General features: G+C 34.9%; 14 protein-coding genes. 5 read left to right on the forward strand and 9 right to left on the reverse strand.

Annotation, left to right across the window (positions count from 1 at the left end; genetic code table 11):
- Nucleotides 1-83: 83 nt before the first annotated feature.
- Nucleotides 84-566 (reverse strand): glutathione peroxidase, encoded by a 483-nt coding sequence (gene bsaA / locus ACK1U5_RS08280; RefSeq protein ID WP_000219434.1) that lies wholly within the window; start codon nt 564-566, stop codon nt 84-86.
- A 223-nt stretch (nt 567-789) separates the two neighbouring features.
- Here bsaA and ACK1U5_RS08285 point away from each other — a divergent pair, with 223 nt between their 5' ends.
- The 3 genes from ACK1U5_RS08285 (at nt 790) to ACK1U5_RS08295 (ending at nt 2,586) form a co-directional block, all read left to right on the forward strand.
- On the forward strand, nt 790-999 hold the full coding sequence (locus ACK1U5_RS08285) for a DUF3925 domain-containing protein (protein ID WP_000844984.1): 210 nt from the start codon (nt 790-792) through the stop codon (nt 997-999).
- 95 nt (nt 1,000-1,094) lie between these two features.
- Complete coding sequence (locus ACK1U5_RS08290; RefSeq protein ID WP_069604800.1) at nt 1,095-2,066, forward strand: MBL fold metallo-hydrolase; 972 nt, start codon at nt 1,095-1,097, stop codon at nt 2,064-2,066.
- Nucleotides 2,067-2,151: 85 nt separating this feature from the next.
- Complete coding sequence (locus ACK1U5_RS08295) at nt 2,152-2,586, forward strand: hypothetical protein (protein ID WP_001174543.1); 435 nt, start codon at nt 2,152-2,154, stop codon at nt 2,584-2,586.
- A gap of 56 nt (nt 2,587-2,642) precedes the next feature.
- On the opposite strand, the gene ACK1U5_RS08300 is transcribed toward ACK1U5_RS08295, so the two are convergent.
- Complete coding sequence (locus ACK1U5_RS08300; protein WP_000050675.1) at nt 2,643-3,323, reverse strand: DUF3600 domain-containing protein; 681 nt, start codon at nt 3,321-3,323, stop codon at nt 2,643-2,645.
- The gene (locus ACK1U5_RS08305; protein ID WP_000675559.1) at nt 3,320-3,898 is read right to left on the reverse strand and encodes a sigma-70 family RNA polymerase sigma factor; all 579 of its coding nucleotides are present in this window, start codon (nt 3,896-3,898) and stop codon (nt 3,320-3,322) included. Before ACK1U5_RS08305 ends, ACK1U5_RS08300 begins: the two co-directional genes overlap by 4 nt.
- Before the next feature lie 206 nt (nt 3,899-4,104).
- Between ACK1U5_RS08305 and ACK1U5_RS08310 the strand changes: the two genes are divergently transcribed.
- The gene (locus ACK1U5_RS08310) at nt 4,105-5,079 is read left to right on the forward strand and encodes a quinone oxidoreductase family protein (protein ID WP_030025448.1); all 975 of its coding nucleotides are present in this window, start codon (nt 4,105-4,107) and stop codon (nt 5,077-5,079) included.
- A gap of 41 nt (nt 5,080-5,120) precedes the next feature.
- Nucleotides 5,121-5,759, forward strand: a complete 639-nt coding sequence (locus tag ACK1U5_RS08315; RefSeq protein WP_000535630.1) for a zinc dependent phospholipase C family protein — start codon at nt 5,121-5,123, stop codon at nt 5,757-5,759.
- Between the two features lie 45 nt (nt 5,760-5,804).
- Here ACK1U5_RS08315 and ACK1U5_RS08320 read toward each other — a convergent pair whose 3' ends face one another.
- The 6 genes from ACK1U5_RS08320 to ACK1U5_RS08345 all read right to left on the reverse strand — a co-directional run bounded on the left by ACK1U5_RS08320 (nt 5,805) and on the right by ACK1U5_RS08345 (nt 11,541).
- Nucleotides 5,805-6,188, reverse strand: coding sequence for a VOC family protein (locus ACK1U5_RS08320; RefSeq protein WP_000581467.1), 384 nt, complete (start codon nt 6,186-6,188; stop codon nt 5,805-5,807).
- 55 nt (nt 6,189-6,243) lie between these two features.
- Nucleotides 6,244-7,053 (reverse strand): sugar phosphate isomerase/epimerase family protein, encoded by an 810-nt coding sequence (locus tag ACK1U5_RS08325; protein ID WP_069604844.1) that lies wholly within the window; start codon nt 7,051-7,053, stop codon nt 6,244-6,246.
- 217 nt (nt 7,054-7,270) lie between these two features.
- Entirely contained in the window at nt 7,271-8,440 is a 1,170-nt protein-coding gene (locus ACK1U5_RS08330) for a DEAD/DEAH box helicase (protein ID WP_000588613.1), read from the reverse strand.
- Nucleotides 8,441-8,459: 19 nt separating this feature from the next.
- Nucleotides 8,460-8,987, reverse strand: a complete 528-nt coding sequence (locus ACK1U5_RS08335; protein WP_000460219.1) for a hypothetical protein — start codon at nt 8,985-8,987, stop codon at nt 8,460-8,462.
- Between the two features lie 90 nt (nt 8,988-9,077).
- Nucleotides 9,078-10,766 carry a formate--tetrahydrofolate ligase gene (locus ACK1U5_RS08340; protein WP_013141915.1) on the reverse strand — a complete coding sequence of 563 codons (1,689 nt, stop codon included), beginning with the start codon at nt 10,764-10,766 and terminating at the stop codon, nt 9,078-9,080.
- 94 nt (nt 10,767-10,860) lie between these two features.
- Nucleotides 10,861-11,541, reverse strand: coding sequence for a class I SAM-dependent methyltransferase (locus ACK1U5_RS08345; RefSeq protein WP_000160044.1), 681 nt, complete (start codon nt 11,539-11,541; stop codon nt 10,861-10,863).
- Nucleotides 11,542-11,624: the final 83 nt, after the last annotated feature.

An 11,624-nucleotide genomic window follows, 5' to 3' on the forward strand; every position in this document is an offset into this window, starting at 1 on the left:
TCTTGAAAATTTGAGTTTAAAGAAAACGTCTCAAAGAACTACATTGTTCTTTGAGACGTTTTTTAATAAAGTGAAACTCCTACTTATTCCCCAAGCACCTTCTCAATCTCAACCTCTAAATCTACCGGCTTCGTCTGCGGAGCAAAACGCCCTACTACTTTCCCGTCTTTTCCGATTAAAAACTTCGTAAAATTCCATTTCACTGCTTTCATACCAAGTAAACCTGGTGCTTGTTCTGTCATGTATGTATATAGAGGGTGAGCCTTATCACCTTTCACATCAACCTTTGCAAACATCGGGAAGTTTACACCGTAGTTTAATTCACAAAAACTAGTAATGTCCGCTTCTGTACCTGGTTCTTGTCCCCCGAATTGGTTACAAGGAAATCCGAGTATTTCGAGTCCTTGGTCTTTATATTTATCATATACCTCTTGTAATCCTTTATATTGCGGTGTGAAACCACATTTACTAGCTACATTTACAATAAGAAGTGCTTTTCCTTCGTAATCTTTTAACGATTTTTCTTCACCGGTAATTGTTTTAGCTGAAAAATCATAAACTGTCATTGTCTTTGCCCCTCTCTTCACTATCATTCTATGTTTATACTATACTACATTCGTGAATATACATCTCTTATTACGTACTTATAAGATATAATGATAACGCTTTATTTCCGTTCAAAATTCGACACATACTACTAGACTTTTATGATGGAAAGTTTTACAATTGAAATGTGAACAAAATGTGACAGTTTATATTCCATTATAAAAGAAAAGGATGGTGTCCATTATGAAAACTGCACAACATGAAACGATTTCAAATCGCGAGTTTTATTTCGTACTATATATGATGTTATTGTATGTTACTGGCTGGGTAATCGATGTAAATGGTTTATTCTTAAGCTCCTACTTTAATTTAGCAGGAGAAATTATGCTTCCATTAGTAGGCGGGATTGTTGGACTGTTCATTATGTCTATTAATAAACAACAAACGAAATAATAATATTACAAAAAGGCAGAAGACGAGCTTCGTTTTCTGCCTTTTTTCTATTTTATCGTATAATAGAAACATGCAGTATATAAGGAGTGGTAAATATGAAAAAAGTAGAGCAATTATCTTCTCACCTATATCTGATTGATGATTTCGATTTACAACATAATGAACGAACTGGTACGTACGTTTTATTAGGTGACGATATTACTTTAATTGAAACTTGTGCAGCCCCTTCTCTTCCGTATATTTTAGAAGGCTTACAACAATTACATATTGATTTAAACGCAGTTAAAAACATTATCGTTACACACGTTCATTTAGATCACGCAGGGGCTGCTGGTTTAATGATGGAAAAGTGCCCAAATGCTACTTTATATGTGCATTCTCGCGGTGCTCGTCATATGATTGACCCAACAAAACTCATTTTAGGTGCAAAAGCTGTATACAAAGAAGATTTTGATAAACTATTTGATCCAATTCTTCCTATAGAAGAAGAACGTGTTCGTATTGTACAACATGGTGATACGTTAAAAATTGCCGAAGAACGTATCCTTACATTTTACGATACACCAGGACATGCGAAGCACCATATTAGCATTCACGATTCATTAACAAACGGGATTTTCACTGGTGATACAATTGGAATTTATTATAGAGAACTCGCAAACGTTGGTGTAGAACTGTATCTACCATCAACGTCCCCTTCACAATTTCAACCAGATGCGATGATTGCTTCTAAAAATCATATTCAAAGTATGGATGTAGATACTATTTATTTCGGTCATTACGGCGCATCCTCTCATGTTACAGAAGTATACAATCAACTGGAACATTGGCTACCTATCTTCGTTCATACTGGTAAGGAAGTCTTTGAAAAGTATAATGATTTCGATGAAGCGACTAAAGCTTTACAAACTTTGTTAATGGATAAAATATCTTCTCATCTTACAAAGTTAAACGTTCCATCAGATCATTCCGTTTATAATATTTTACATCTAGATATAGAAATTAGTGCAATGGGCATTATTGATTATTTCACGAAGCAAGAAAAAGCAAACTCCACTATTAACTAACAGTAAAAGAAGAGATATACAACAGTAGTTATTGTATATCTCTTCTTTTTTTGAATATATTTTGAGTAAAGGATGGTGGAATATAATGCAAAAAGTGATGCTATACCTCTGCTTTACATTATTTATCGTCTTATTATTATTTGTAGGAGTAAAAATTCAATTTTATTTAGATACAGACACGCAAGTGAACTTTAACGTTTATCCAAGATTATTCTACTTTACACTCTTCCCTCTTATAGTTGGCATTTTATTACGATTCCTTCAATCTATTAATCGCGAAACAAGTAAACAAAACTGGAGCTTTCAACCGGATAAATTTATTGCTATTACAGTGCCTACACTATTCATTTCCTTTTCCCCAGCACTACTCTTTTCACCACTTGCAGAATACCTACCTTATTTAGTTAATATTATTCTAATAAATACAACTTTTGTTACGATAATTAGTTTAATAGCTGGTTATTCTCTTTTAGATTGTTTTATACAAAAAGATAATGCAAATATGAAAAAGTATAATTGAACACTCTTTTTTGTTTCAATAAAAAAGCTCAAAGCTAAGGCTATGAGCTTTTCTAATTATTGCACCTTTTCATTTACATATTCCATAAACTGCTCTGCTTTAATAAATCTTTCTTTGTACGCTTCAGGTACTTCTTCTATTGTTATCCCCCCACTCGATTTCGTTTTTACTAAAACGGTTTGATATGACATTAATGCTTCCATATATTGTTCATACTCTTCAGGAGTTAATACCTCTTTACTAGACTTATGGCCATTTAATTTATCAAAATACGGATGAAGCTCCATTACCACCTTTTTCAATTCCTCTTTTTTAGCCGGTAATAATTGATCATAATCAATATTACCGTTCGAATCTCCGTACGTAAGTTTTGCATTTGTTAATTTTTTTAGTTCTTTTGTAAACTCTTCATATTCCTTCGTACCCATTTCATCTTTCGCCTCTGATAATTTTGCACTAAAACGCATATACGCCTCTAATGTCATCGTTCCGGCATGTTTTTTTAAATTCTCGAAAGATCCGTATATACCATCCGCCATAATAGATTGATACGCAAAACCAGTCGTCGGGATTAAAAGAGCTGCTGCAAGTACTCCTGCGATAAGGCGTTTCTTCCTCTTACTCCGCCCGTGCTTCATTTTTATTTGTACGATTACTTTTTCTTTTAAATCCGGCGGGGCAACAATACCTTTTGCTTCTTCTTGTATAGATTCCCTAACTCTACAATCTAAACTCATTTCACATTCCCTACCTCTCCTAAAAAGATTTCTTCTACTTGCTCTTTTTGACGTAGTTTCTTTAATGCCGCATGAATTCTAGATTTCACAGTACCAATTGGAATATGTAATATTTGTGCTACTTCTTCTTGTGAATAATCATGTAAGTATCTTAAGATAATAACTTGTTTCAATTTATACGGTAATTTATGAATGAGTTCAATTAGTTTTTGGTTTGATATTTTACTTACAACATCGTTAGAAAAATCAATTTGCACTGACTTTCTTTGCTCTTCTGCTTTTTTTATAATTCGTAGTCGCATCCACCTCTTTCTTCTATAAGAGTGTATTTGTTTAATCGCAAGTCCAATTAGCCAAGGACGAAATGGCTTCTCGCTATCATACTTACGAAGCGATTCATATAGTTGTATGTATATTTCTTGAACGACATCATCTACATCCGTTTTATCCTCTATTAAAAAATGTGCTGTTTTATATATTTCTTGAATCGTTTTATCATACAACTTGCTATATGCTTCTTTATTTCCTGATAAAGTTAATTGGATTAAATGTGCGTAATCTATTTCACCCTTCATATTCCAGCCCTCCTTTGTCTTACACTATATATTGGAAAGTAATTCATATTTCGTTCGATTTTTTTAAAGTTTTTTTATATAAATTAATATTATGATTCATTGAGTTCATAAGCTTCACTTATAACCACACATAACTATTATATATTTTTCCAATTTCTGATAAAGATTTAAAATAATTTATATAGTCAAATTTAGGAGGAGATATGATGAAAGCTATCGTTGTAACGTCGTTCGGTGGTCCTGAAGTGATGAAATATACAGATTTGGATATACCGTCTATTTCAGAAGATCAAGTTTTAATTCGCGTTGTTGCTACTAGTGTAAATTTCGCTGATATTAAATCACGTTATGGTAAAAAAGGAAATAAAGCACTACCTTTTATTCCAGGTATAGATGCCACTGGTATTGTAGAACGTGTCGGTTCTCATGTGAAAAATATTCACCCTGGACAACGTGTCATTGCTTTTCCTCAAAATGGATCTTACGCAGAATACGTTGTTGCAAATGAAAATCTTACTTTCGTATTACCCCATGAAGTTGACTTTCAAACTGCAGCCGCTTGTCCAATCGTATCTTTTACAAGCTATAATTTACTCGCAAATGTTACAAGGCTTCAACAAGGTGAATCTGTACTCATTCATGCGGCTGCTGGCGGAATTGGCACTACTGCTATTCAACTTGCTAAACTATTAGAGGCTGGAACAGTTATAGGCACTGTCGGAAGTGAAGCAAAAAAAGAAATTGCTTTAGATGCTGGAGCTGATTATGTTATTTGTCATCAAGATGAAGATTTTGTAGAGAAAGTCAATGAACTGACAAATGGTGAAGGGGTTGATGTAATTTTAGACTCTATTTCTGGAACGGTTTCTGAAAGAAGTTTAAACTGCCTTGCTTATTACGGTCGCCTCGTTCATTTCGGTAATGCTAGCGGTGAAATTGGTAACTTTCAAACGAAAGATTTACATGCAAGTTGCCGCTCTATACTCGGTTTTAGCTTTGGAACCACACGAAAAAAGCGTCCTGAACTGCTCCAAGAAACTGCAAATGAAGTTTTCCGTTATTTGCGTGACGGACGTTTACAAATTAAGGCTACGAAATCTTTTCCACTTCAAAATGCAGGGAAAGCACATGAATGGGTCGAAAGTAGAAAAAGTACAGGGAAAGTAATACTAACTGTTTAGTCCTCTTCCTGAAATGAATACTGGAAACAGAGGTGGCATTCATGGGATCACGAATTATGCATGTTATTATCGCTAGTGGTATTGCTGAGAAACTATCAATTCACGATAAGACTTCTTTCTTACTTGGAGCTGTAGCCCCTGATGCTGTTCATTCAAAAAAAGAAAAAGGAACCTCACATTTTTATGCCGGTACAACGAAGAACTATACGAGAAGAATAGATTATGATTCATTTTTTCATAAATATGAATCACATATAGATTCCCCATTTATTTTAGGCTATTATACCCACCTCATTGCCGATGATAATTGGCTAAGTGGATTTTTTCTACCTTGGCTAAAAAATAGAATAGAGAATGACGAAACTATCGCACCCCTGTACTATAACGATTTTAAATTGTTAAATGCAAAGTTGCTTCATCATTACGATCAAGAACAACAGCTTTTCTCTCTTCTCAATCAAGAGGCTCACATTGTGGATATTGAAGAGGTTTCTAAAGAAAACGTTTTAGCTTTTCGAAAGTATCTTTTTGAAGATATGTTGTATCCAAAGCAACATCTGCATGAAGACTTACAAGTATTTACGTTTGATCAAATCGTTGGCTATATTGAGACAGCTATTGAAAAAGGAGTATTTTTTATTAAACAACTCTCTAATGAAAAATCCACTTCAAAAATTTAATCCCCCTCAAATATATTTGAGGGGGATTTTCACATAGCAATATTATTATTGGTTCTTCTCCATAACTGCAAAATAATTCCCTTCGCTATCAGCAAAGTTAAACACTTTACCAGAAGGCATAGTTACCATTTCTCCAACAGTAACATTTTTATTTGTTAAATCTGTATATAGTTGATCAAGATTTTCTGAGAAGAACATTAAAGACGGTGTACCAAGATTCAATTCTGGGCTCATTTTCGAAATAACTTCTTTATTATGTAATATAATGCTCGTTTCCGCACCGCTTTTCGGAGCGATTTCAATCCATCTCATTCCTTGCTTATTATCTTCCTCTGCAACTACATGAAACCCTACCTTCTCCGTCCAAAAATTTACTGCCTCATCTTGATTATTTACATATAACATAATTTGTCCTACTTTATGAATCATTACATTTCCCCCTAATGGTTTTTATATTCTATGTAGCTTTCTACAAATACTATCGTTATTCCTTTTGAGTTGGTATGTACTTCTTTGCAAAATTTATCGACTGACTCATCCCATCCAGTTCATCAAAATAATCATTTCTTTCAATCATGTTATATCCGTCGAATCCAATTTTATCTAATACTTTGAAGAATATATCGAAATCTACTTCACCATTCCCTGCTGCGACTTCTATATACTTAGTTGAACGATCACTTTTCACTTCTTTACAATCTTTAATATGAGTTTGTACTATATAATCTTTTAATAGTAATAAACCTTCTCCCGGATTTTCATTTACATCACTTATTAAATTTGCTGGGTCAAAGTTAACAGCTAGTCCTTTCGAGTTTGCAGTTTCTAAAAATCGTTTTAATACTATTGCTTTTTCAGATCCCGTCTCAATGGCAAAGAATCCTCCAAATCTGAACGCTAAGTCCCCTATTTCATTACAAACACGTAGCATTTTATCATAGTACTCACTATTTTCATCATCAGGGATTTTCCCAATATGGGCTGTTACTATGTTAGCTCCTAACCTTAACCCTTTATCAGTAATATATTTAAAACTCTCTATTACACATTCAGCTTCAGTTCCTATTATTCCATTTTCTCCGAAGCTAATTGCTAATGACGGGACTTGAATCTCATTAAAAGATAAGTTTTCTTTTAATGTATTCCATTGTATCTTTGAGATGTTAGCTAAGTTGAAAGTCGGATTCATAGCATATAATTGAATATATTCTAACCCCCATTCTCTCGCCTTTTTTATTCCTTCGTTTACTTCAATATATTTCGTATTCAAAAACATTCCTAATTTCCTATCCATATATGTACCTTCTTTTTATTATTTCGCATCATTTTAATATACGACTTTTTTATATTATTTCCTCGTATAAACCAAATAAATAAACTACCCTTTTTTCGATACTCCCAGTAGAAGCATATATATGATAGGCACATTAAAAACACTAATACAATTCCCATTATCACTTGTTTACAAACAAAAAAGACGTAACTACAAATAGTTACGCCTTCTCCATCATTTATCTAGGCTTTTTCTTCCCAGTAAATGCTGGTTTCTTTTTCTTTGGTGCTTTCGGTTTCGTTTCTACAAATGATCCTTTGAACATTTCTTGCTTCGTAAATACGATGCCTAGTTTTTTCGCAAATTGCAGTAATTTGCGCTCTTCTTGTGGAGTTACAAGAGATACGACAGTTCCTTCTTTACCCATACGTCCAGTACGTCCTGAGCGGTGAATGTATTGGTCTACTGTGTCTGGTAATTCTAGGTGAATTACGTGTGTTAAATCGTCAATATCGATACCGCGCGCTGCAATATCAGTAGCAAGTAGAATTTCTAATTTCCCTCCGCGGAAAGCACGCATTGTCGCTTCACGCTCTTGTTTACTTGCTTCTGCATGAAGAGCCGCCGCTTTCATTTTACGGAATTTCAATTTCTCTGTAATTTCATCTAAACGGAATGGATCGTTTAAGAAAGCAACTGCTTTTACATCGCCCATATGCATAATTCTTCTTACGTAATCATTTTTTTCGCGTCGCTCACAAATGATATACGTATGCTCAACTAAGCTTTTTGATTCTGCACGTGTTACACGTACTAATTGTGGTTCCACTGCTAAATCACGTGCCGCATCTTCTGCCGCTTTTGTCATTGTCGCCGAGAAGAATACTAATTGACGATCGCGCATCGTTGATTTAATTACATCTTGCACTGCGCCCATCATTTTTTGCTTTACAATTTGATCAAACTCATCAAATACAATTGTTTTTACTTCATGCATTTTTAGCTTTTTCATACGAATTAATTCTAAAATACGGCCTGGTGAACCGACAATTACTCTTGGGTGTTTCTTTAATTTTTCAACTTGGCGCTTAATATCTGCACCACCAATTAAAGATGCACCTGAAATTTCAGTTCCTGCTGTAAACTTTTGAACCTCTTCATGAATTTGCATTACAAGTTCACGTGTTGGCGCTAAAACAACAACTTGTGGCTGTTTTACTTCAGGATTAATTTTATGTAAAAGTGGTAATAAGTACGCTAATGTTTTTCCTGTTCCAGTTGGAGATTCAGCTATAACGTCTTGTCCTTCTAAAATAGTTGGAATCGCTTGTTTTTGAATTTCAGTTAACTCTTTAAAACCAGCCTTCTCCCAAGCTTGTTGTAAAAATGGTTGCATATCTTTTATCATTTGTTTTTCTCCTTTATCTCTATTTTTGAAGAAAATGCTGTATTGTTCGCACCGTTTCTATCATGTGTGAAATAACAGCTATTAAATCATCAACATGGTCTTCTGTAATCGCTTTTTGAAATAGAACCTCTACCTTATTATGATATGAAATCGCTTGCTTATTATATTCGTATGAAACTTTCTGCATAATCATTCTTTCTTTTCCCCATATAGAACGCATTAATGTTTCAATTTCTTCGCATTTTACTTCTGGTTGCTCTAACGGGAATGAAAATGCTAGCTTCATTTCACAACCTGGTGTAAACTGAGGCACTTCTAGTATTTCACCAGACAAGTTCTTTGCATCCACAGATAATGAAAATGTTGCTTCTACTAATGGTTCAAACGGTTCTGTTAATTGAAATGAGATATGATATATACGACTTAATGAAGCAAGATCCATCATATCTTTTCGATCTGTTACAAGAATATCTCCATGTAGATCAAAATCATACACAGCACCTTCTACGATTACTTTTAAATTGTCAAAAGCAGTTGGATCAAACATAATTTCCTCCAAAAAACAGGCGCCTTTCGATGGAAAGGCGCCACTTGATGTATATATAGTTTACAGATAAACGAGATGAATTACAACCTTTTAGAATAAACCTACTGCTTTTCCATCTTCATTTACATCCATTTGAAGTGCTGCTGGTTGTTTTGGAAGACCTGGCATTGTTAACATTGTACCTGTTAACGCAACGATAAAGCCTGCACCGATAGATGGTTTTAACTCACGAATTGTAACGATAAAGTCAGATGGACGACCTAATTTTGTTGCATCGTCAGAAAGAGAGTATTGTGTTTTCGCCATACAAACTGGTAGGTTACTCCAACCTTCTCCTTCATATTGAGCTAATTGCTTACGTGCTTTCGGAGCAAATTCAATATCTTTTGCGCCATATACTTTTTGAGCAATTGTACGAATTTTTTCTTCTAATGGTAATTCTAATTCATAAAGTGGTGCGTAGTTGTTTTCACCTTTTTCGATTTCTTTTAGTACTTTTTCAGCAAGGTCAACTCCGCCTTGGCCACCCTTCTCCCAAACTTCTGTTAAGGATACTGCATAGCCACGCTCATTACACCACTCTTGTAAGTATGTAACTTCTGCATCTGTATCTGTAATGAATTTATTAATTGCAATTACGAAAGGCACACCGAAGCTTTGAATTGTTTCAACATGCTTCTGTAAGTTTTCCATACCTTTTGCTAATGCATCTACATTTTCTTCTTTTAATTGATCTTTTGCTACGCCACCATGCATTTTAAGCGCACGAATCGTCGCAACAATAACAACTGCTTCTGGTTTAATGCCAGCTGCACGAGCTTTAATATCTAAAAACTTCTCTGCACCTAAATCAGCACCGAATCCAGCTTCTGTAATAACATAATCACCTAATTTTGCTGCCATTGTTGTAGCGATAACACTGTTACAACCGTGAGCAATATTCGCAAATGGTCCGCCATGAATAATAGCTGGTGTATTTTCTAACGTTTGTACTAAGTTCGGTTTTAATGCGTCTTTTAATAATAGTGTCAAAGCACCTTCTACACCTAAGTCTTTAACCGTTACAGGTTGATTTGCAAAGTTATAAGCAACTACGATGCGAGATAGACGCGCTTTTAAGTCTTGAATATCTGTTGCAAGGCAGAATACCGCCATAATTTCAGATGCTACTGTAATATCAAAACCGTCTTCACGTGGTACACCTTGAACTGGTCCACCAAGACCAATTACTACGTTACGAAGGGCACGATCATTTAAGTCAACACAGCGTTTCCAAACGATTTTACGTGTATCAATTCCAAGTGTGTTTCCTTGTTGGATATGATTATCAATAAACGCTGCTAATGCGTTATTAGCAGTTGTGATCGCATGGATATCTCCAGTAAAGTGAAGGTTAATGTCTTCCATAGGTACTACCTGTGAAAAACCACCACCTGCTGCTCCGCCTTTTAGTCCCATCGTTGGTCCAAGAGATGGTTCGCGAAGTGCAATTACTGTTTTCTTACCAATTTTATTAAAAGCTTGACCTAAACCAACTGTTACTGTTGATTTACCTTCTCCAGCTGGAGTTGGGTTAATTGCTGTTACTAAAACAACTTTACCGTCTTCCTCATCTTGTAAGCGCTTAAAAATATCAAGAGATAACTTACCTTTATAATGCCCGTATGGCTCTAATTCATCTTCTAAAATATTTAAATCAGCTGCAATTTCTTGAATCTTCTTCATACTCGCTTCTTGTGCGATTTCAATATCGGATTTCACTGTTGTAGTAGTTGTCATATACCCTAGTCCCCCTTTAATTGGTTCTGATGATATTGTATCAGTTTTTTGTATTTTCTGCACTTATTTACCTCCTAAAAATTCTTTCATTTCTTTATACGTTTTTTAACATAAATACCCATAAGAATGTTAACGATTGTTGCAACTCTGTAGGTAGTTGACCTAACATCTTCTCATTTACTCCGCGCTTATATACGCCGATGCCATCTACAACTTTAAAACCTTGTTCTTTCGCTAACTGTTCAAATTCCCAAGGCATCATCGTATTACAAACAACGTCTTTTCCGTACAAGCGAGGATAACTGTTCTCTCGTGGCTTTGCTGTCGGTCCTAAAATTGCAATACATGCATATCCATCTTTCTTTAACACACGCTTTATTTCATTTAACGCTCGTAATGGCTCTTCCGTCCATTCTAAAGAATTAATTGCCATAATTGATTCAAATTGCTCATTTTCAAATGGTAATGCAGAAAGATCTCCTTTTATAAAAGATAAATTCGGTCCTTCTCCGCGTTCCTTACCTTTTTGAATCATCACTTCCGATAAATCTACTCCCACTGCTTTATAGCCTGCGCGACTTAATTTATATGTACCGTAGCCATCACCACAACCAACATCGAGCACTTGTGCTTCTTTCTTCACGTATTGTTCAAAAAACGGAATAATTGTACTTCTGCTACCACTGTCCCACATCTCTTGACTATTTTGATTCCAAAACTCTGCGCTACTATCCCATTTCTTCTCCGCTGACTCGTGCCAATTAAATTTCGTCATACATTCCCCTACCTTCACGTATTATCATTCATTTCATTCTACATCATTTTCCAAAATTCCTGTTTTATCCCGCTTGCAGTAAG

The organism is Bacillus sp. XB1 (assembly GCF_053557995.1).